Origin of the sequence: Thermomonospora cellulosilytica (assembly GCF_014138835.1) — a bacterium.
Taxonomy (GTDB): domain Bacteria; phylum Actinomycetota; class Actinomycetes; order Streptosporangiales; family Streptosporangiaceae; genus Thermomonospora; species Thermomonospora amylolytica.
Genome location: NZ_JACJII010000001.1, coordinates 3,669,653 through 3,690,412, shown reverse-complemented (window position 1 = coordinate 3,690,412; position 20,760 = coordinate 3,669,653). Strand labels below are relative to the sequence as shown.

The following is a 20,760-nucleotide window of genomic DNA, read 5'->3' as shown; positions in this document are numbered from 1 at the left end:
CGGCCGTGACACGGCGTCTGCGCACTCGTGACCAGTTCGGAACCGAACCGGCCGGTCCGTGATATCGGCCACACACGTCAAAACGGGCATGAGACATCCACGTTCAGGCAGGACGGTCTCCGAGGTCCTGGCCGCCGCGCTGCTGGCGGCCGTCCTGGCGGGCTGCGGCGGCGGATCCAGATCCGCGGAGAGCGACGCGGGGGCGCCCGCCCCGGCACGGGCGCAGGAGAACCAGGCCCGCGACGCGGGCGGCGCGGGCGGCGCCGGCGGCGCGGGCGGCGGCAACGCGCAGACCGGGCGGCAGGTCGTGATCGACGACCGGGCCGTGGTGCACACAGCCAGCCTGCGGGTCCGCGCCCCCAAGGTCGACGCGGCGGCGGCCCAGGCCAAGCAACTGGTGGCGGCGGCCGGCGGCTACGTGCAGCAGGAGTCGTCGTCGGGCGGCGGCGGCGCACGGCTGACGTTCAAGATCCCTTCCGAGCGGTACGCGCCCACGCTGGACGGGCTGGCCCGGCTGGGCACCCGGCTGTCGCTGAACCAGCAGGCCGAGGACGTGACCGAGGAGGTCGCCGACGTCAACAGCCGGGTCCGGTCGGCGGAGGCGTCCCTGGAGTCGTTCCGCAGGCTGCTGCGCCGGGCCGACACGGTCGGCGAGGTGATCGAGGTGGAACGGGAGATCGCCAGCCGGCAGGCCGACCTGGAGGCGCTGCAGGCGCGGCAGAAGTCCCTGGCCCACCGCACGCGGTACGCGACCGTCACGCTCACCCTGGTCGGCCCCGAGCGCCGCCCCGACCGCGACGACGGGCAGGGCGGCTTCCTCGGCGGACTGGAGCGCGGCTGGAACGGGCTGCTGGCGGTCGGCGGGGCGCTGGCCGTCGTGGCCGGGTTCCTGCTGCCGTTCGCCCCGGTGTTCGTCCTGATCGGCGCGGTGGCGTGGATCGCCCGCGGCGTGCGGCGGGGCCGTCGCCGTCCTCCCGGGTGACTAGCGGGCCGACGCCTCGTGCACCAGGTCGGCCAGCCGGGCGAGCCGGTCCGGATCGGTGGTGGGCAGCACCCCGTGGCCGAGGTTGAAGATGTGGCCCTCGGCGGTGCGGCCCCGGTCCAGCACGTCGCGGGCGCGCCGCTCGATGACCTCCCACGGGGCGAACAGGATCGCCGGGTCGAGGTTGCCCTGCAGGGCTTTGCCCGGCTCGACCCGGCGGACCGCCTCGTCCAGCGGCACCCGCCAGTCGACGCCCACCACGTCCGCCCCGGCCTCGCCCATCAGGCCGAGCAGCTCACCGGTGCCCACCCCGAAGTGGATGCGCGGCACCCCGTACGGCTCGATCGCCGCGAAGATGCGGCGCGCGTACGGCAGCACCGAGGCGCGGTAGTCCTCCGGGGCCACCGCGCCCACCCAGGAGTCGAACAGCTGGATCGCGCTCGCCCCCGCCTCGATCTGCACCTTGAGGTAGTCGACGGTCAGGTCGGCGAGGCGGCCCATCAGCTCGGCCCACAGCTCCGGCTCGCCGTACATCATCGCCTTGGTGCGGTCGTGGTTCTTGGACGGGCCGCCCTCGATCAGGTACGACGCGAGGGTGAACGGCCCGCCGGCGAACCCGATCAGCGGGGTGTCGCCCAGCTCGCCGACCAGCGCGCGGACCGCCTCGGCGACGTAGGGGACGTCGTCGGGGGTGAGCCGGCGCAGCGCGGCGGCGCCGGCCCGGTCCCGGATCGGGTCGGCGATCACCGGGCCGACGCCCGGCTTGATGTCCAGGTCCACGCCGATCGCCTTGAGCGGGACCACGATGTCGCTGAAGAAGATCGCCGCGTCCACCGCGTACCGGCGCAGCGGCTGCAGCGTGATCTCCACGATCATGTCGGGCCGCGCGCAGGCCTCCAGCATCTGCACGCCCTCGCGCACCCGCAGGTACTCCGGCAGCGAGCGGCCGGCCTGGCGCATGAACCACACCGGGGTGTGCGGCACCGGCTCACGGCGGCAGGCCTTGATGAACGCGCTCTGGGACGGCCCGCGGCCGGTCCCGGGTTCGGTCGTGTCAGCAGCCACCCGTCGATGCTCCCACGTCTCACCCCCGGTCCCGTACACAGGTGAGGCCACGGGCGCGCCACCGGTACATTCGAACGGACTTTTGGACACGCCGCCGGAAGTCCCGCATTCCGTCAGACCCCCGTGGCAGCGTTGGGCGGGTCAGAACCTAGGAGGTCCCCAGTTGTCCTGCCCCGTTCTGTACTGCTCCGCCTGCGGCGGCGACCGGCCCTTCGAGCGGCCCGTGTGCCCCGACGGGCACGGCGCCGAGTGCCCCGAGCTGGCGTGCACCGAGTGCGGCATGGCGATCATCGTCGGGGCGGCCCCGCCGGCGCTCTGCGACCCCGTCCCCGTCCGTGGCCGGGCCGCCTGAGATCCGTGCGGTGCGACCTCCTGCCACCCCGTCCCCCGTCCGGCCCGACATGACCGCCGGGCGGCCGCCCGGCGCGGCCACCGAATCCGCCGAACCCGCCGGGCCCGCCCCGTTCCGGCGGGCGGTGGCCACCCTGCAGGCGATCCTGTCCGGCGAGCCGATCCGGCCGGAGCTGCAACTGGCCGAGATGCCGGCCCCGCAGCGGCTGGCGCCGTACGCGGCGGCGCTGGAGGGCTCGGTGGTCCGCGACGGCGACGAGGTCGCCGGCGGACGGCTGATCGTGCTGTACGACCCGGACGGCCGGGACGGCTGGACCAGCGGGTTCCGGGTGGTCGCCTACATCCAGGCGGACCTGGAGCCGGAGATCGCCTCCGACGAGCTGATCGGCAGCGTGGCGTGGAGCTGGCTGACCGAGGCGCTGGAGGCCGCCGGGTACGCCGACGCCTCCGGCACCATCACCCGGGCGGTGTCGGAGAGCTTCGGCGCCAAACGGGACGACCCGTCGACGACCGAGCTGGAGATCCGCGCCTCCTGGTCGCCGACCGGAGACGACCTGACCGGCCATGTGACGGCCTGGTGCGAGGTGATGTGCACGGCGGCGGGCCTGCCCCCGGCGGGGGTCAGCGCGCTGCCGGACCGATCCGGTGGTGCACGCCCGTAGACGGCGTACGGTAGGGCTCGTGGGAGTGTCTGAAACCGAAGCCGCCTCCGAGAGCGCCGGTGCCGACGCGGTACCGCTGCTGAACCCCCGCGAGGGCATCCCCCCGGTCGTCGCCGACGACGCCGCTCTGGAACGCGTCATCGAGATGTTCGCTGCGGGCACCGGCCCGGTCGCGGTCGACGCCGAGCGGGCTTCGGGTTATCGCTACGGCCAGCGCGCCTATCTGGTGCAGCTGCGCCGGCAGGGGGCGGGCACCGCGCTGATCGACCCGGTCGCCTGCCCCGACCTGTCCGGGCTGGACGCGGCGCTGGCCGACGCGGAGATGGTGCTGCACGCCGCCGGGCAGGACCTGCCGTGCCTGGCCGAGGTGGGACTGCGGCCGCGGCGGCTGTTCGACACCGAGCTGGCCGGGCGGCTGCTGGGCTATCCCAAGGTCGGGCTGGGCTCGATGGTGCGCGAGGTGCTCGGGTACGCGCTGGAGAAGGGGCACTCGGCCGCCGACTGGTCCACCCGTCCGCTGCCGGAGGACTGGCTGCGGTACGCGGCGCTGGACGTGGAGCTGCTGATCGAGCTGCGCGACGCGCTGGCGGGCGAGCTGGAACGCGCCGGGAAGCTGGAGTGGGCGCTGGAGGAGTTCGCCGCGATCCTGGCCACCCCGCCCAAGGCGCCGCGCCCCGACCCGTGGCGCCGCACCTCCGGGGTCCACCGGGTGCGGGGCCGCCGCCAGCTCGCGGTGGTCCGCGAGGTGTGGGAGGCCCGCGACCGGCTGGCCCGCGAACGCGACCTGTCCCCCGGCCGGGTCCTGCCGGACGCCGCGATCGTCCAGCTCGCCCTGGAGATGCCCAAGACCCCGGCCGAGCTGCTGTCCCTGTCGTCGATGCGCAACCGCGGCGCCCGCCGCCACCAGTCGGTGTGGCTGCGCGCCGTGAACCGCGCCCGCGCCCTCCCCGACGCCGAGCTGCCCGTCCCCAGCCAGCCCGGCGACGGCCCGCCCCCCACCCACCGCTGGGCCGAGCGCGACCCCGAGGCCGCCAAGCGCCTGTCCGCCGCCCGGACCGTCGTCGCCGCCCTCGCCGACGAGCACACCATGCCCGCCGAGAACCTGCTGCAGCCCGACGTCGTCCGCCGTCTGGCCTGGTCGCCCCCCGCCGAGGTCACCCCCGCCACCATCGGCGGCGCCCTGCGCGCCCTCGGCGCCCGCGACTGGCAGGTCCGCCTGGTGGCCACCCCCCTCGCCAAAGCCCTCATCCGCCTGGAGGCGAAGGGCGAGTTGTAACGCCGTCTTCGGGATTCGGCCTGGGGTGTGGGGGTCGTCCCCCCCACATCACAACTCGGGCAGGGGGTCCTCGGGGAGGGTTTCCCGGGCGAAGATCTCGGCGTCGGCGGCGTTGACGACCGGGATGTACTCGTCGTCGAGTTCGAAGTCGTTGCCGGCGAAGGTGAAGAAGGCGCCGGCGCCGGTGTCGACGGGGCCGATGCGGGTGCGGCGGGGGTAGGTGCCCCAGACCGCCTTGGGGGTGGTCCGGCTGAAGACGCCGGTGGTGACCACGGTGATGGCACCGTCGGTGACGACGAAGACGAAGTGCGCTCCGCCGCCGGCCAGCAGGGCGGGGAAGATGTAGCGGATCTCCTCGGTGAGGCCGAGGAAGTCGCGGCAGCGTTCGCGGAGCTGGCGGGGCACGGGCACGGCGGTCGGCTCCCGGCGTCGTCGGTGGGGTGTGACCTTGATCCCATGATGCCTTGGCCGGGGGGTCGCGGACATCGGTCGTTCGGGTGCGGGACGCTCCGGGTCAGTGGTTACTGACGAGTAGCATTCTTCGTTACCCGCGAGTAGCATCCGTTTCGTGGGTACTCGTGCCCGTCCGCCGCGCCGGCGGGCACGAGGCTCAACACCTCGTTCCTTCGTACTGGGAGGGGAAACGGCCGTGCCGCGTACCGCACGTGACGTCGTGTTCGTCGACGGCGTCCGCACTCCGTTCGGCAAGGCGGGCCCCAAGGGCCTGTACGCCGAGACCCGCGCCGACGACCTGGTGGTCCGCGCGATCCGGGAACTGCTGCGGCGCAATCCGTCGCTGCCTCCCGAGCGCGTCGACGAGGTCGCCATCGCCGCCACCACGCAGACCGGGGACCAGGGGCTGACCATCGGCCGCTCGGCCGCCGTGCTGGCCGGGCTGCCCAAGAGCGTTCCGGGCTACGCCATCGACCGGATGTGCGCCGGTGCCATGACCGCCGTCACCACCACGGGCGCGGGCATCGCGTTCGGGGCCTACGACGTGGCGATCGCCGGGGGCGTCGAGCACATGGGCCGGCACCCGATGGGCGAGGGCGTCGACCCCAACCCGCGGTTCCTGGCCGACAAGCTGGTCGACCCGTCCGCGCTGGTGATGGGCGCCACCGCGGAGAACCTGCACGACCGGTTCCCGCAGATCACCAAGGAGCGCGCGGACGCCTACGCGGTGCGCAGCCAGCAGAAGGTCGCCGCCGCCTACGCGGCCGGCAAGATCCAGCCGGACCTGGTGCCGACCGCGATCCGCTCCGCCGAGAAGGGCTGGGGGCTGGCCACCGAGGACGAGCCGCCGCGGCCCGGCACCACCCTGGAGGACCTGGCCGGGCTCAAGACCCCGTTCCGGGTGGGCGGCAAGGTCACCGCGGGCAACGCCGCCGGGCTCAACGACGGCGCCACCGCCTGCCTGCTGGCCGCCGAGGAGGTCGCCGCCGAGCTGGGGCTGACCGCCCGGATGCGGCTGGTGGACTACGCGTTCGCCGGGGTCGAGCCGGAGGTGATGGGCGTCGGCCCGGTGCCGGCCACCGAGCGGCTGCTCGCCCGCAACTCCCTGACCATGGACGACATCGGCCTCATCGAGATCAACGAGGCGTTCGCGGTGCAGGTGCTGGCGTTCCTGGAGCACTTCAAGATCGCCGACGACGACCCGCGGGTCAACCCGTGGGGCGGCGCGATCGCGCTGGGCCACCCGCTGGCCTCCTCCGGGGTCCGGCTGATGAACCAGCTCTCGCGGCTGTTCGCCGAGCGTCCCGACGTCCGGTACGGGATCACCACCATGTGCGTCGGCATGGGCATGGGCGGCACCGTGCTCTGGGAGAACCTCGCCTGGGAGGGCGCCAAGTGAGCGACATCAAGGACCTGTTCACCGACGAGGTCGTCACCAGGGCCCTCGTCCGGGACGTGGCCCTGCCGTACGGCGCCGGCACCATGGCGCTGATCACCCTGGACAACGGCCACGACCACACCAAGCCCAGCACCTTCGGCCCGAACGGGCTGCTGGCGCTGAACGAGGCGCTGGACGCGGTCGCCGCCCGCGACGACATCGTGGCGGTGGGCGTCACCGGCAAGCCGTTCATCTTCGCGGTCGGCGCCGACCTCAAGGGCGTGCCGCTGATCACCGAGCGGGAGCAGGCGCTGGCCATCGCCAGGCTGGGGCACGACGTGTTCCGGCGGCTCGGCGAACTGGACGTCCCGTCGTTCGCGTTCGTCAACGGCGCGGCGATGGGCGGCGGCGTCGAGGTGGCGCTGCACTGCACCTACCGGACCATCTCCGCGAACGTCCCGGCGGTGGCGCTGCCGGAGACCTTCCTGGGGCTGGTGCCCGGCTGGGGCGGCACCTACCTGCTGCCCAACCTGATCGGCCCGGAGAAGGCCCTCAAGGTCATCATCGAGAACCCGCTGGCCAACAACAAGACGATCAACGGCCGGCAGGCGTACGGGCTGGGCATCGCCGACGCGATGTTCGACGCCGCCGACTTCCTGGAGGAGTCGCTGGCCTGGGCCGCCCGGGTGGTCAAGGGCGAGGTCACGGTCCGCCGTCCGCAGATCGACCGGGGCGAGTCCTGGGACAAGGCCGTCGAGAACGCCCGGTTCGCGCTGCTGAACAAGCCGCAGGCCGCCCCGCACCGGGCGCTGGAGCTGGTCGCCGCCGCCAGGACCGCCACCCGCGACGAGGGCTTCGCCGCCGAGGACGAGGCGCTGGCCGACCTCATCATGAGCGACGAGCTGCGCGCCGGGCTGTACGCGTTCGACCTGACCCAGAAGCGCGCCAAGCGGCCCGCCGGGGCGCCGGACAAGGCGCTGGCCCGCAAGGTCACCAAGGTCGGCGTGGTCGGCGCGGGCCTGATGGCCAGCCAGCTCGCGCTGCTGTTCGCCCGCCGGCTGGAGGTCCCGGTCGTGCTGACCGACCTGGACCAGGAGCGGCTGGACAAGGGCGTCGGCTACGCGCACGCCGAGATCGACAAGCTGGCCGAGAAGGGCCGGGTGTCCGCCGACAAGGCGTCCCGGCTCAAGTCGCTGATCACCGGGTCGCTGACCAAGGACGCCTTCGCCGACGCCGACTTCGTGATCGAGGCCGTCTTCGAGGAGATGTCGGTCAAGCAGCAGGTGTTCGCCGAGGTCGAGGCGGTGGTGTCGGCCGAGTGCGTGCTGGCCACCAACACCTCCTCGCTGTCGGTCACCGAGATGGCGGCCAAGCTCAGGCATCCCGAGCGGGTGGTGGGCTTCCACTTCTTCAACCCGGTCGCGGTGCTGCCGCTGCTGGAGATCGTCCGCGGCGAGCGCACCGACGACGCGACGCTGGCCACCGCGTTCGCGGTCGGCAGGCAGCTCAAGAAGTCCTGCGTGCTGGTCAAGGACGCCCCGGCGTTCGTGGTCAACCGGATCCTGCTGCGGCTGCTGGCCGAGATCGTCAAGGCGGTCGACGAGGGCACCCCGATCGAGGTGGCCGAGCGCGCCGCCGCGCCGCTGGGCCTGCCGATGCCGCCGTTCGTGCTGATGGGCCTGGTCGGCCCGGCGATCGCGCTGCACGTCAACGAGACCCTGCACGCGGCCTTCCCGGACCGGTTCCCGCTGTCGGACAACCTGGCCAAGATGGTCGCCGCGGGCAAGAAGGGCGTCTACCGCCCCGACTTCACCCTCGACCCCGAGGTGGTGGAGATCTTCTCCGGCGGCACCAGCCCCTCCACCGAGGAGGAGGTGCTGCGCCGCGCGGTCGAGGCCCTCGCCGAGGAGATCCGGATCATGCTGGACGAGGGCGTGGTCGCCGAGCCGCAGGACATCGACCTGTGCATGATCCTGGGCGCGGGCTGGCCGTTCCACCTGGGCGGCGTCACCCCGTACCTGGACCGCACCGGCGTGTCCGAGCGGGTCACCGGCCGCCGCTTCCTCGAGCCGGGGATCGCCTCCCTGCCGGCCTGACCGGTGCGCGGGGTCGTCTCCGCGCACCCTCCTTGCGGGGGCGACCCCGTTCGGTGCGGACCATCCTCGCTCCGCCGGAGCCGCGGTGGTCCGCACCGATCGAACGCCCGTGCGGGCAGGGGACGGCTGCTCTCCTCCTGCCCGCACGGTGACCGCTCACAGCAGGCGGTTCATCTGGTCACGGCCATCGCCTTTACGTTGTAGATCATTAACGGAAAGGGCGGCGGACCGGATACCGGAGCCGGGTTTGGACGGGTGACCAGCGGTGATCCCTACCTCACTGTCGCGTCTGCCGGGGGTTCACGTGAGCCTGTTGCGTACCAAGCCCGTCGAGCAGTCGATCCGGGACACCGAGGAGCCCGGGCACCGGCTGAAGCGGGATCTGACCGCCACGGACCTGGTGGTCTTCGGCGTCGGGGTGGTCATCGGAACCGGGATCTTCGTGCTGACCGGGCGGGTCGCCCGGGACTACGCGGGGCCGGGGGTGGCGTTCTCGTTCGCGTTCGCCGCGATCGCCTGCGCGCTGGCCGCCCTGTGCTACGCCGAGTTCGCCTCGACCGTGCCGGTGGCGGGATCGGCGTACACGTTCTCCTACGCCACGTTCGGCGAGTTCCCCGCCTGGATCATCGGGTGGGACCTGATCCTGGAGCTGGCGCTGGCCGCCGCCGTGGTCGCGGTCGGCTGGTCGGGGTACGCCCAGTCGCTGCTGACCACGATGGGCATACCGTTGCCGGACAACCTGGCGGGCGAGGACGCCGTCTTCAACCTCCCGGCGGTGTTCGTCGTGCTGGTGGTCACCGTGGTGCTGGTGCTGGGGATCAAGATCTCCTCGCGGTTCAACGAGATCGTGGTGGCGATCAAGGTCGCGGTGATCCTGCTGGTGATCGTGGCGGGGCTGTTCTTCGTCAGGGCCGAGAACTACACGCCGTTCATCCCGCCCTCCCAGGAGAACCCGGCCACCGAGGGGCTCAAGGCGCCGCTGATCCAGGTGCTGTTCGGGGTGCCGCCGGTGAGCTTCGGCTGGCTGGGGATCTTCGCCGCGGTCGCGGTGGTCTTCTTCGCCTACATCGGCTTCGACATCGTCGCGTCGGCGGCCGAGGAGTCCCGCCGGCCGCAGCGCGACCTGCCGATCGGCATCATCGGCTCGCTGGCGGTGTGCACCGTCCTGTACGTGGCGGTGTCGCTGGTCGTGGTGGGGATGCAGAACTACAGCCGGCTCAGCCAGGACGCCCCGCTGGCCGACGCGTTCAAGGCGGTCGGGCAGTCCTGGGCGGCCACCCTGATCAGCGTCGGGGCGATCGCCGGGCTGACCACCGTGGTGCTGATCCTGCTGCTCGGGCAGAGCCGGGTGTTCTTCGCGATGAGCCGGGACGGGCTGCTGCCGCAGTGGCTGTCGGCGGTGCATCCGCGGTTCCGCACCCCGTACCGCACGACGATCCTGGTCGGGGTCGTGGTGGCGGTCCTGGCCGGGCTGATCCCGCTGTCGGAGCTGGCCGAGCTGGTCAACATCGGCACGCTGTTCGCGTTCGTGCTGGTGTCGATCGGGGTCGTGGTGCTCCGGCGGACCAGGCCCGACCTGCCGCGCTCCTTCCGCACCCCGTTCGTGCCGGTGGTGCCGATCCTGTCGGTGCTGGCCTGCCTGTTCGTGATGCTGAACCTGCCGGTGGAGACCTGGCTGCGGTTCGCCGGCTGGCTGGTGCTCGGCGCGGTCCTGTACTTCGCCTACGGGTACCGCAACAGCCGCCTGGCCGCACCGAAGGCGCCGGCCCCGGGGGACTGACGAGCGACACGCCGCGCGGATACGGTGATTTTGGACACGGTGTCCTTCCGGACGCGGGGTGTGCACAATGGCGCGCATGGCTGACACGCGGGTGGCGGTGATCGGATCGGGCCCGGCCGGGCTGTACGCGGCCGAGGCTCTGGTCAAGCAGACCGACGGGAACGTGCAGGTGGACGTGCTGGACCGGCTGCCGTCGCCGTACGGCCTGGTGCGGTACGGGGTCGCCCCCGACCACACCTCGATCAAGTCGATCGCCCGGTACCTGCAGCGGGTGCTGGAGCATCCGGCGGTGCGCTTCTTCGGCTGTGTGGAGCTGGGCACCGACGTCACCCGCGAGGAGCTGCTGGACTGCTACGACGCGGTCATCTACAGCACCGGCGCGATGGTGGACCGGCACCTGGGCGTCCCCGGCGAGCAGCTGCCGGGCAGCGTCGCCGCCACCGACTTCGTCAACTGGTACTGCGGGCATCCCGACGCCGCCGACCACGCCTTCGACCTGTCGGTGGAGGAGGTCGCGGTCGTCGGGGTGGGGAACGTGGCCGTCGACGTGGTGCGGATCCTCGCCAAGAGCGCCGACGAGCTGCGCGAGACCGACGTCCCCGAGCACGTGATCGAGGCGCTGGCGGCCAGCCGGGTGCGGCGCGTCCACCTGATCGGGCGGCGCGGCCCGGCGCAGGCCAAGTTCACCACCAAGGAGGCCCGCGAGCTCGGCGAGCTGGCCAACGCGGAGATCCACGTGCGGCCCGAGGACATGGAGCTGGACCCGGCCTCGGCCGAGCTGGCCGAACGGGACCGGCACGTGCGCGGCAACATCAAGGTGCTGCAGGCGTGGACCGAGCCCCCGGCGGGCGTCAAGCCGCGGCGGATCGACGTGCGGTTCTGGCTGGCCCCCGTGGAGATCCTCGGTGCGGGGCGGGTCGAGGCGCTGCGGCTGGAGCGGACCGCGCTGGACGAGAACGGGCGGGTGCGGGGCACCGGCGAGTTCGAGACCCTGCCGGTCGGGATGGTGGTCCGCTCGGTGGGCTACCAGAGCGTTCCGCTGCCGGGCGTGCCGTTCGACGAGCGCTCCCACGTGGTGCCGAACAAGGGCGGCCGGATCATCGACGCCTCCGGGGCGCAGGTGCCGCGCGAGTACGTGGCGGGCTGGATCAAGCGCGGCCCGACCGGGGTGGTCGGCACCAACAAGTCCGACGCCGCCGAGACCGTCGCCAACCTGCTCGCCGACCTGGCCGCCGAGGACGGCCGCACTCCCCCGCAGCGCCGCATCGAGGATCTGCTGGAGTCCCGCGCCTGCCGGGTCGTCACCTACACCGACTGGCTCAACCTGGACGCCGCCGAGATGGACCTGGCCCGCCGCCTGAACCGCGGCGAACGCGTCAAGCTGGGCCACTGGGACGCCATGCGCGCGGCCTGCCACCCCCGCTGACCAAGCGGTCAGCGGGGCGCCTCCGGAGCGGCGGGGTCAGTCGGCCGGGGCGGCGGCGGACTGGCGGGCCTTGTCCTCCTCGCCGGAGCGGGCCACCGCCTCGGTGATCTCGCGCGCCAGGTCCTGCGGGGTCAGGCCGATGTCGGCGAGGATCTCGGCGCGGGAGGCGTGGTCGAGGAACTCCTGCGGGATCCCGAAGGTGCGGATCGGGACGTCGACCTCGTTGTCGCGCAGCAGCCGGGCGACCGCGTCGCCGACCGCGCCGACCCGGCCGTTGTCCTCGACCACCGCGACCATGGTGTGCCGGCGGGCCTCGGCGAGCAGCGCCTCGTCCAGCGGCTTGACCCAGCGCGGGTCGACCACGGTGACGCCGATGCCCTGGGCGGCCAGCCGGCCGGCCACCTCCACCGCGGTGCCGGCCAGCGCGCCGACCGCCACCAGCAGCACCCGGGCGCCGTTGCTGCCGGTGTGCCGGGCCAGCACGTCCATGCCGCCCGCCCGGTCGATCGCCTCGATGTCGGCGGCCACCGAGCCCTTGGGGAACCGCAGCGCGGTGGGGGCGTCGCCGACCGCCACGCACTCGCGCAGCAGCTCGCGCAGCCGGGCGCCGTCGCGCGGCACCGCCATCCGCAGGCCGGGCACCAGCTGCAGGATCGACATGTCCCACATGCCGTTGTGGCTGGCCCCGTCGTCGCCGGTCACCCCGGCCCGGTCCAGCACGAACGTGACCGCCTGCCGGTGCAGCGCCACGTCCATCAGCACCTGGTCGAACGCCCGGTTCAGGAACGTGGCGTACACCGCCACCACCGGGTGCAGGCCGCCCATCGCCAGCCCGGCCGCCGAGGTCACGGCGTGCTGCTCGGCGATGCCCACGTCGAACACCCGGTCCGGGTACGCCTCGGCGAACGCGGCCAGGCCGACCGGGTGCAGCATGGCGGCGGTGATGCCGACCACGTCGGGGCGCTCGGCGCCGATCCGCACCATCTCGTCGCTGAACACGCTGGTCCAGGAGACCCCGCCGCTCTTGGCGACGGACTTGCCGGTGGCCGGGTCGAACGCCCCGCCGCCGTGCATGCAGTCCTCTTCGTTGTTCTCGGCGGGCGCGTAGCCGTAGCCCTTGCGGGTGATGCAGTGCACGATCACCGGGGCGCCGAAGCCGCGGGCGCGGCGCAGCGCGTGCTCGACCGCCTCGGTGTCGTGCCCGTCGATCGGGCCGACGTACTTGAGGCCGAGGTCCTCGAACATCGCCTGCGGCTGGAAGACGTCCTTGAGGCCCTTCTTGACGCCGTGCAGGGCCTCGTAGGCGACCGGGCCGACCACCGGGGCCCGCGGCACGGTCTTCTTGATCATGTCCAGGGCGCGCTCGTAGCCGCGGCTGACCCGCAGGTCGGCCAGGTGGCTGGCCAGCCCGCCGATGGTCGGCGAGTAGGACCGGCCGTTGTCGTTCACCACGATGATCACCGGGCGGTCCGGGCCGCCGGCGATGTTGTTCAGCGCCTCCCAGCACATCCCGCCGGTCAGCGCGCCGTCGCCGACCACCGCGACCACCGCGCGGTCGTGCTCGCCGCGCAGCGCGAACGCCTTGGCCAGCCCGTCGGCGTACGACAGGGCGGTGGAGGCGTGCGAGTTCTCAATGACGTCGTGCTCGGACTCGGCCTGGCTGGGGTAGCCCGACAGCCCGCCGCGCCGGCGCAGCCGGGAGAAGTCGTGCCGGCCGGTCAGCAGCTTGTGCACGTACGCCTGGTGGCCGGTGTCGAACAGGATCTTGTCGCGGGGCGAGTCGAACACCCGGTGCAGCGCGATGGTCAGCTCGACGGCGCCGAGGTTGGGGCCGAGGTGGCCGCCGGTCCGGGAGACCGCCTCGACCAGGAAGTCGCGGATCTCGACGGCCAGCCGGGGCAGCTCCGCGGAGTCCAGTCGTTTGAGGTCGTCGGGTCCGGTGATCGACTCAAGAACTCCCACGCCGTCATCCCCTTCACCAGGCGGTCGCCCACCGCCCCCGGATCTTGCCTACGAGCCACCGAGTTTAATCCCGGTTTGCGCGCCGCACGCCGGTCCGCGGTCTGAAACCATCGGCCGGGACAGGCGTAGCGCACTCACGGATGGGGGATCCCACGCTCATGGCCACCGAGGAGATCGTTCTGCTCAATCCGGCCGGAGAGGCGATCGGCACGGCGCCGAAGGCCGCCAGCCACCATCAGGACACCCCTTACCACCTGGCGTTCTCCTGCTACGTCACCGACGGCGCCGGGCGGGTGCTGATCACCCGGCGGGCGCTGGACAAGGCGACGTTCCCGGGCGTGTGGACCAACACCTGCTGCGGCCACCCGGCCCCCGGGGAGGGGCTGCGCGAGGCGGTGACGCGGCGGCTCGGCGACGAGCTGGGGCTGACGGTGACGGATCTGACGCTGGTGCTGCCGGAGTTCGACTACCGGGCGACCGCTCCCGACGGGGTGGTGGAGCACGAACGGTGCCCGGTCGTCCGGGCCCGCTGGGCCGGCGGGGAGCCGCGGCCGAACCCGGACGAGGTCGCCGACGCCCAGTGGCGGACCTGGGAGGAGTGCCTGAAGCTGGCCGACGATCCGGACGCCTCGCCGTGGTACCGGATGCAGATGGCGCAGCTGGCCCCGCTGGGCGCGCCGGAGCAGTGGCCGGCGGCCGACCCGTCCCGGCTGCCGCCCGCCCTGTCCTGGTAGGGGCCGGTACGCGGCGGTTCCCCGTGCGCGGTGCGGCGGACGTTACTAGACTCGCGGTTCACTAAGCCGCCATGATCGTGCCGTCTCGTCACACCGCACAGGATGGGGACCGATGCGCATCATCCGACTCGCCGCGACGGGCACCGCCTGCGGGGCCGCGGCGCTGACCCTGCTGGCCCCGACCGTGCCGGCCCGGGCGCAGGCCGCACCGGCCGCGCCGAAGGCCACCACCACGTTCCCCGAGGGCTTCCGGCCGGGCTACAACCTGGTGATCGAGGTGACCGGCTGCGAGCAGGCGCCGACCTCGCGCGGGCTGCGCAACGAGATCTTCGCCGAGGACCCCGGGTTCCAGAAGGCCGAGGACGGCGACGGCTGGACGGCGATCGGCGGCACCCGCAGGGACCTGCAGGCGGGCCGGACGTACCGGACGGAGTTCCGGTGCGGAGGGCTCGGCGGGGAGACGTTCCCGCTGCAGATCACCGTTCCCGGGTCGGCCGGCGGCGGACCGGGCGGCGGGGCCACCGGCTCCCCCTCGCCGGGGGGCGGCTTCGAGTTCGGGTTCGACAAGGTGAAGCTGTCGACGCGCAAGGTGGTCGCGGGCGGGACGATGGGCTTCACGGTGACCTGCCCGACCACCGTCACCGCGGAGTCGGCGGCGTTCGCCGAGGCGCCGGAGTTCACCAGGAAGGGGCAGGTCTCCAAGGGGACGGCGACGTTCGCCCAGACGCTGCCGTCCATCGTGAAGATCAAGGTCACCTGCGCCGGGCACGGGCATGTGGAGTACAGCACCGAGCCCGCCGAGGAGGCGCTGGGCGAGGGCGGCCCGAAGATCCCGGTCGGCGCGCCCAACACCGGCGGCGGCGTCGCGGAGCGGGGACCGGGCGCGGTGGCGTACGGCGGTGCGGCCGCGGTGCTGCTGGCCGCCGCCGGCACCGGAGTGCTGACGCTGCGGCGGCGGCGCGCCGCGGGTTCGGTGGAGAAGGACTGACGTGCGGCCCGGACGTCGCGCCGTCCACGGGGCGGCCGTCGCGCTGGCGGCGGCCCTGGCGACCGGATGCGGCGGCGCCGAGCCCGCCGCCGCCCCTCCCCCGCGGAGCGTGCCGACGTGGAACGGCTCGGCGGGCCCGGCGGCGCCACTGCCGGTGCGGCTGACGTACGCCGGGCCGATGCGCCGGTCGGTGCCGGTGTCGATCCGGATCCCCAAGCTCGGGGTGTCGGCGCCGGTCTCGCAACTGGGGCTGCGCCCGGACGGCAGGGTCGAGGAGCCGCCGCTGAGCCGGCCGAACCTGGCGGGCTGGTACAAGGAGGGCCCGTCCCCCGGGGAGGCCGGGCCGTCGGTGCTCCTGGGGCATGTGGACGCCAACCGGCGGCCCGCGGTGTTCCACCGGCTCACCGAGTTGTATCCGGGCGATCTGGTCGAGGTGACGCGGCGGGACGGAACGGTCGCCAGATTCGCCGTGGTGCAGATGGCGCGGGTGTCCAAGAGCCGCTTCCCCGGCGAGCTGATCTACGCCGAGGACATCGACTATCCGGCGTTGCGGCTGGTCACCTGCGGGGGCTCGTTCGACGCGCGGACCGGGCACTACACCGAGAACGTCATCGCCTTCACCCGGCTGGTGAAATGACCGGGCGTTCATGGTTGCCCCGTCCAGCCAAATGTGAGAAAGATTTCTTCTCCGGTCCTGACTGACTCGTTCACCGTGGTCAGGGCGGCGCTTCACATCGCCGGAGGGCCACGTTCGGCTACCGTCCGCCGGGCGGGCGTGGCGACGAGCCAGGTAATCGGCTACAAATCGGACGGTCGGCCGGTGTCGCCGGACCGGCCCCCTCAGCGATCCCCGGAGGTACCCCGCGTGCAGGCGATCAGCGTTCGGCAGCCCTGGGCCTTTGCCATCGCGCGAGGCGGCAAGACCGTCTACAACCATCCCCTGCCGACCGCCTACCGCGGCCCGCTGCTCATCCACGCCTCCATGCGGGTGGACCTGGGCTCCTGCGACTCCCCGCTGATCCGGTCGGCGGGCTGGGACCCCCGCGACCCGCTGGCCACCCTCGGCGCCGTGATCGCCCTGGCCGACCTGTCCGGCGTCTGCAGCCGGGCGGTCCAGGGCGGGGACTGCGACTGCGGCCCCTGGGCCGAGCCGTCCGCCCACCACTGGAGGCTGGCGAACGTGCGGGCGCTCCCCCGCCCCATCGTCGCCCTCGGCCGGATGGAGCCCTGGGAGCCCCGTCCGTCCCTGGTCGCCAAGGTGCACCAGATGCTGGCCACCACCGCCGCCGAACAGGGGCACTGAGCCCGCCGGAACGCCGACCGCGCCGCAGGGCCGGGCCATGCCCTCCTGATCTAATGGTTAGAAAGCTATTGACTCATTAGATCGTGTCTCGTTAGAACGGAGGTCGTCCCATCGACCTCCGGAGGCATGCGCCATGACGTTCCCGGTCATCGCCCGCACGGTCCACCGTCACCTCGACGTCGACGGCGTGCGGGTCTTCTACCGCGAGTCCGTGCCCGAACGGGACGACGCGCCGGTGGCGCTGCTGCTGCACGGGTTCCCCTCGGCCTCGCACCAGTTCCGCCGGCTCGTCGACGCGCTCGGCGCCCGGCACCGGCTGATCGCCCCGGACTATCCCGGGTTCGGGCACACCGAGGTCCCGGACGGCTTCGAGTACCGCTTCGACCGGCTGGCCGACGTGGTCGAGGGCTTCGTGGAACGGCTCGGCCTGACCCGGTTCGTGATGTACGTGTTCGACTTCGGCGCTCCGGTGGGCTTCCGGCTGGCCGAGCGGCGGCCCGAACGGATCGCCGGCCTGATCGTCCAGAACGGCAACGCCTACTCCGAGGGGCTGTCGGAGGGGGCCCGCGACTTCATCGCCCTGCGGCCCGAGGTCCCCGGCGCCGAGCGGACCGTCCGCGAGCTGATGACCCTGCAGGGCACCCGGAGCCAGTACGAGACCGGGGTGGGCGACCCGGAGCTGGTCGCGCCGGACGGATGGACGCTGGACCAGCACTTCCTGGACCTGCCGGGCCGCAAGGAGGCGCAGGTGGCGCTGGCCTTCGACTACCGCGCCAACGTCGAGCGGTACGAGCGGTGGCAGGCGTGGCTGCGCGAGCACCGGCCCCCGGCGCTGATCGTGTGGGGCCGGCACGACCCCTTCTTCCCCGAGCCCGGCGGCCGCGCCTACCTGCGGGACCTGCCGGACGCCGAGCTGCACCTGTTCGACACCGGCCACTTCGCGCTGGAGGAGAAGCTGCCGGAGATCGCCCCGCTCATCGACGGCTTCCTGGACCGCGTCTGGCGTTAGGCCCCGGCCGCCTCAGCCCTCGTCGGTGGCCGCCTCCCGGAGGCGGGCGAACTCCTCCGCGATGCGGCCCAGCGGCCAGCTCGCGTTCAGGCCGCTGGGGTTGGGCAGGACCCACACCCGCGCGGGGCCGATCGTCTCCGGCCGCGGTCCGATCTGCGCCTTCGGCATCCCGAACGCCGTCCGGTAGGCGGTCACCCCGGCCACCGCGAGGAACCGCGGCCGGTGCCGTTCCACCAGCTCGACCAGCCGCCGCCCGCCCTCGCGCAGCTCCTCGGCGGTCAGCTCGTCGGCCCGCGCGGTGGTCCGCGCCGCCAGGTTGGTGATGCCGAGCCCGTACGACGGCAGCAGCCATTCCTCCGCCGGCGTCAGCAGCCGGTCGGTGAACCCCGACCGGTACAGCGCGGGCCAGAACCGGTTGCCGGGCCGCGCGAAGTGGAAGCCCGTGGCCCCCGAGTACAGCCCCGGGTTGATCCCGCAGAACAGCACCCGCAACGGCGTCCCGTCCACCGGCAGCACGTCCTGGATCACCCGGTCCCGGGCCGCCTCCAGTTCCGCCTTCGTCGGCCTTTTCATCCCGTCCCGCCCTGTCCGCCCGTTCCTGTGCGACGGGCGGACAGGGTAGCGGAGTCAGCGGGACAGGGTGCGGTAGCGGTGCGCGGACAGCGGCAGGAAGACCGCGGTCAGCAGCAGCGGCCAGGCGAGGGCCAGGAGCAGGGCGTGGTCGGCGGGCCAGGAGCCGGCGACATGGCCCGGGCTGCCGAACAGGTCGCGGGTGGCGGTGACGGTGGCCGACAGGGGGTTCCACTCGGCCAGGGCGCCCAGCCAGCCGGGCATGGTGGCGGGGTCGACGAAGGCGCTGGACAGGAAGCCGATCGGCCACACCAGGATCTGCACGGCGACCAGCATCTCCGGCCCCTTGGCGACCAGGCCCAGGTAGATGCCGATCCACAGCAGGGCGAAGCGGAGCAGGAGCAGCAGGCCGACGGCGGCCAGGGCACCGGCCGCGCCCTCGTGCCAGCGCCAGCCGACCGCCAGGCCGGTGGCGATCATGACGACCAGCGCCAGGCACGAGTTCAGCATGTCGGCGGCGCCGCGGCCGAGCACCACGGCCGCCGACGACATCGGCAGCGAGCGGAAGCGGTCGGTGATGCCCCGGGAGGCGTCGGCGGCGATGGCGCTGAAGGTGGTCTCCACCCCGAACGTCATCGTCATGGCGAACATCCCGGGCATCAGGAACTCCCGGTAGCTCCCCCCGCCCGGCACCGCCATCTGGCCGCCGAACAGGTAGCCGAACATCAGCACCAGCAGCACCGGGAACGCCAGCGACATGACCAGCTGCTCGGGGCTGCGCGCCCAGTGCGCCAGGGCGCGGCGGGTGAGGATCCAGCCGTCGGTCAGCGCCCAGCGCAGCCGGGACAGCGGGCCGGTGGGCGGGGCCGGGATCGCGTACGTCATGCGGGCTCCTCGGTGCGGTCGGCGGTCAGGTGCAGGAAGACCTCGTCGAGGGTGGGGCGGCGGATCGCGATGTCCTCGACGGCGATGCCCGCGGCGTCCAGCGCGCGGACGGCCTCGGTGAGGACGGCGACCCGCTCGGCGGCCGGGACGCCGAGCCGGCGGGTGTCGGCATCGGCGGTGACCTGCGCGCCCGTCAGCCGGTGCAGCAGCCCGGCGGCGGCGGTCAGGTCGGCCGGGTCGCGCACGACGACGTCGAGGCGGTCGGCGCCGAGCCGTGACTTCAGCTCGTCGGGGGTTCCCTCGGCGACGACCCGGCCGTGGTCGATCACCGAGATCCGGTCGGCCAGCCGGTCGGCCTCCTCCAGGTACTGGGTGGTGAGCAGGACGGTGGTGCCGGTGTCGGCGAGCGCGCGGACCGCCGCCCAGACCTCGCTGCGGCCGCGCGGGTCCAGCCCGGTGGTGGGCTCGTCGAGGAACAGCACCGCGGGCTCCATGATCATCCCGGCGGCGAGGTCGAGCCGCCGCCGCATCCCGCCGGAGTAGGCGCCGGCCGGCTTGTCGCCGGTGTCCTGGAGGCCGAACCGTTCCAGCAGTTCGGCCGCCCGGCGCCGGGCCCGCCGGGCGGGCAGGTGGTACAGGCGGGCGAACATCTCCAGGTTCTGCCGCCCGCTGAGCAGTTCGTCCACGGCGGCGTGCTGGCCCACCAGCCCGATCCGGTGCCGGACCTGCGCGGCCCGGCGGGTCACGTCGTGCCCGGCGACCTCGGCCCGCCCGCCGTCGAGGGCCAGCAGGGTGGCCAGGATCCGCACGCAGGTGGTCTTGCCCGCGCCGTTGGGTCCGAGCAGCCCGTGCACGGTGCCGGCCGGCACGGCGAGGTCCAGCCCGTCCAGTGCGGTGGTCCCCCCGCCGTACCGCTTGCGCACGCCCTCGGCGCGCACCGCGAGATCGGCCATCGACCCTCCTTCTCTATACGCCGTACGGAGTTGGCCGATCGAATATATGTACGCCGTACGGAGTTGTCAATCCGTACGGCGTATGGAGTTTTCCGTCCCGGCGCGGCGGCACAATGGCGGGGTGACGACCGAGTACAGCGGCGGCGGCGATCCCGTCCGCAGCCTGGAACTGCTGTGGGACGTGCGGGAACGGCCCCGGCGCGGGCCCCGGCCCAGGCTGACCGCGCGGCGGGTGGCCGAGGCCGCGATCGAGCTGGCCGACGCCGAGGGCCTGGCCGCGCTGTCCATGCGCCGCGTCGCCGAGCACCTCGGCGTCTCCCCCATGTCGATCTACACGTACGTGCCGGGGAAGGCCGAGCTGCTGGACCTCATGCTCGACACCGTCCAGGCCGAGATCCCGCTGCTGGACCGGCTGCCCGGGGACTGGCGCGCCCGGATCGAGCACTGGGCGCGCGAGAGCCTGGCCTCCTACCACCGCCACCCGTGGGTGCTCCAGGTCGCCACCAGCCGCCCCCCCATGGGCCCGAACGAGATGACCTGGAGCGAGTCCGCGCTGCGCGCCCTGGCCGAGACCGGCCTGCCCGACCGCGAGCTGGTCGCGGTGGTCGCCGCCGTGGGCGACTACGTCCGGGGCGCCGCCCGCACCGCCGTCGACGCCGCACGGGCCGAGCAGCGCACCGGCCGCAGCGAGGCCGAGCACTACCGGGACCGCGAGCCCCTGCTGGAGAAGCTGATCACCGCCGACCGCTTCCCCACCATGACCCGGCTGCACTACTCCGGCGTGTTCGACGACCTCATCGACTCCTTCGAGTTCGGCCTCCAGCGCCTGCTGGACGGTCTGGCCGCCTACATCGAACGGCACGCCGGATAGCGGAACGGGCCGCCTC

The 20,760-nt window shown here is 73.3% G+C and carries 20 protein-coding genes; 14 read left to right on the top strand and 6 right to left on the bottom strand.

Annotation, left to right across the window (positions count from 1 at the left end; translation table 11 throughout):
- Positions 1-88 precede the first annotated feature (88 nt).
- Entirely contained in the window at positions 89-982 is an 894-nt protein-coding gene (locus HNR21_RS17415; RefSeq protein ID WP_182706023.1) for a DUF4349 domain-containing protein, read from the top strand.
- Here the strand turns inward: HNR21_RS17415 and hemE are convergent, their stop codons facing one another.
- Entirely contained in the window at positions 983-2,047 is a 1,065-nt protein-coding gene (hemE, locus tag HNR21_RS17410; RefSeq protein WP_182706022.1) for a uroporphyrinogen decarboxylase, read from the bottom strand. It lies immediately after the preceding gene.
- A 163-nt stretch (positions 2,048-2,210) separates the two neighbouring features.
- Between hemE and HNR21_RS17405 the strand changes: the two genes are divergently transcribed.
- Genes HNR21_RS17405 through HNR21_RS17395 form a run of 3 tightly spaced genes read left to right on the top strand, consistent with a single transcriptional unit; the run spans position 2,211 to position 4,336 of the window.
- Complete coding sequence (locus tag HNR21_RS17405; protein WP_119731175.1) at positions 2,211-2,399, top strand: hypothetical protein; 189 nt, start codon at positions 2,211-2,213, stop codon at positions 2,397-2,399.
- Between the two features lie 49 nt (positions 2,400-2,448).
- Entirely contained in the window at positions 2,449-3,060 is a 612-nt protein-coding gene (locus HNR21_RS17400; protein WP_119731176.1) for a DUF3000 domain-containing protein, read from the top strand.
- Between the two features lie 19 nt (positions 3,061-3,079).
- Positions 3,080-4,336 (top strand): ribonuclease D, encoded by a 1,257-nt coding sequence (locus HNR21_RS17395; protein WP_376766591.1) that lies wholly within the window; start codon positions 3,080-3,082, stop codon positions 4,334-4,336.
- A gap of 48 nt (positions 4,337-4,384) precedes the next feature.
- Here the strand turns inward: HNR21_RS17395 and HNR21_RS17390 are convergent, their stop codons facing one another.
- A complete protein-coding gene (locus HNR21_RS17390) occupies positions 4,385-4,747 on the bottom strand; it encodes a hypothetical protein (protein WP_182706020.1) in 363 nt (120 codons plus the stop codon).
- Positions 4,748-4,985: 238 nt separating this feature from the next.
- On the opposite strand from HNR21_RS17390, the gene HNR21_RS17385 reads away from it, so the two are divergent.
- From HNR21_RS17385 to HNR21_RS17370, 4 genes are all read left to right on the top strand, one after another.
- Positions 4,986-6,188: a thiolase family protein gene (locus HNR21_RS17385; RefSeq protein ID WP_182706019.1), complete on the top strand. Its 1,203-nt coding sequence runs from the start codon at positions 4,986-4,988 to the stop codon at positions 6,186-6,188.
- The gene (locus HNR21_RS17380; RefSeq protein WP_182706018.1) at positions 6,185-8,263 is read left to right on the top strand and encodes a 3-hydroxyacyl-CoA dehydrogenase NAD-binding domain-containing protein; all 2,079 of its coding nucleotides are present in this window, start codon (positions 6,185-6,187) and stop codon (positions 8,261-8,263) included. Before HNR21_RS17385 ends, HNR21_RS17380 begins: the two co-directional genes overlap by 4 nt.
- 304 nt (positions 8,264-8,567) lie before the next feature.
- Positions 8,568-10,043 (top strand): amino acid permease, encoded by a 1,476-nt coding sequence (locus tag HNR21_RS17375; RefSeq protein WP_182706017.1) that lies wholly within the window; start codon positions 8,568-8,570, stop codon positions 10,041-10,043.
- Between the two features lie 67 nt (positions 10,044-10,110).
- Positions 10,111-11,469, top strand: a complete 1,359-nt coding sequence (locus HNR21_RS17370; RefSeq protein ID WP_119731182.1) for an FAD-dependent oxidoreductase — start codon at positions 10,111-10,113, stop codon at positions 11,467-11,469.
- Positions 11,470-11,505: 36 nt separating this feature from the next.
- Here HNR21_RS17370 and dxs read toward each other — a convergent pair whose 3' ends face one another.
- A complete protein-coding gene (gene dxs / locus HNR21_RS17365; protein WP_182706016.1) occupies positions 11,506-13,431 on the bottom strand; it encodes a 1-deoxy-D-xylulose-5-phosphate synthase in 1,926 nt (641 codons plus the stop codon).
- A gap of 158 nt (positions 13,432-13,589) precedes the next feature.
- Here dxs and idi point away from each other — a divergent pair, with 158 nt between their 5' ends.
- From idi to HNR21_RS17340, 5 genes are all read left to right on the top strand, one after another.
- Positions 13,590-14,165, top strand: a complete 576-nt coding sequence (idi, locus tag HNR21_RS17360; RefSeq protein ID WP_182708689.1) for an isopentenyl-diphosphate Delta-isomerase — start codon at positions 13,590-13,592, stop codon at positions 14,163-14,165.
- Positions 14,166-14,277: 112 nt separating this feature from the next.
- Positions 14,278-15,153: a hypothetical protein gene (locus HNR21_RS17355; protein WP_182706015.1), complete on the top strand. Its 876-nt coding sequence runs from the start codon at positions 14,278-14,280 to the stop codon at positions 15,151-15,153.
- 1 nt (position 15,154) lies between these two features.
- Positions 15,155-15,790: a class F sortase gene (locus HNR21_RS17350; RefSeq protein WP_119731185.1), complete on the top strand. Its 636-nt coding sequence runs from the start codon at positions 15,155-15,157 to the stop codon at positions 15,788-15,790.
- Positions 15,791-16,018: 228 nt separating this feature from the next.
- On the top strand, positions 16,019-16,456 hold the full coding sequence (locus HNR21_RS17345) for an ASCH domain-containing protein (protein WP_119731186.1): 438 nt from the start codon (positions 16,019-16,021) through the stop codon (positions 16,454-16,456).
- 133 nt (positions 16,457-16,589) lie between these two features.
- A complete protein-coding gene (locus HNR21_RS17340) occupies positions 16,590-17,465 on the top strand; it encodes an alpha/beta fold hydrolase (RefSeq protein WP_119731187.1) in 876 nt (291 codons plus the stop codon).
- Between the two features lie 12 nt (positions 17,466-17,477).
- On the opposite strand, the gene mug is transcribed toward HNR21_RS17340, so the two are convergent.
- The 3 genes from mug to HNR21_RS17325 are packed head-to-tail and all read right to left on the bottom strand — an operon-like array spanning position 17,478 to position 19,873.
- Positions 17,478-18,038, bottom strand: a complete 561-nt coding sequence (gene mug / locus HNR21_RS17335; RefSeq protein ID WP_182706014.1) for a G/U mismatch-specific DNA glycosylase — start codon at positions 18,036-18,038, stop codon at positions 17,478-17,480.
- 54 nt (positions 18,039-18,092) lie between these two features.
- Positions 18,093-18,920 (bottom strand): ABC transporter permease, encoded by an 828-nt coding sequence (locus HNR21_RS17330; RefSeq protein WP_182706013.1) that lies wholly within the window; start codon positions 18,918-18,920, stop codon positions 18,093-18,095.
- On the bottom strand, positions 18,917-19,873 hold the full coding sequence (locus HNR21_RS17325; RefSeq protein ID WP_182706012.1) for an ATP-binding cassette domain-containing protein: 957 nt from the start codon (positions 19,871-19,873) through the stop codon (positions 18,917-18,919). Before HNR21_RS17325 ends, HNR21_RS17330 begins: the two co-directional genes overlap by 4 nt.
- A gap of 121 nt (positions 19,874-19,994) precedes the next feature.
- Here HNR21_RS17325 and HNR21_RS17320 point away from each other — a divergent pair, with 121 nt between their 5' ends.
- Entirely contained in the window at positions 19,995-20,744 is a 750-nt protein-coding gene (locus HNR21_RS17320; RefSeq protein ID WP_119731191.1) for a TetR/AcrR family transcriptional regulator, read from the top strand.
- Positions 20,745-20,760: the final 16 nt, after the last annotated feature.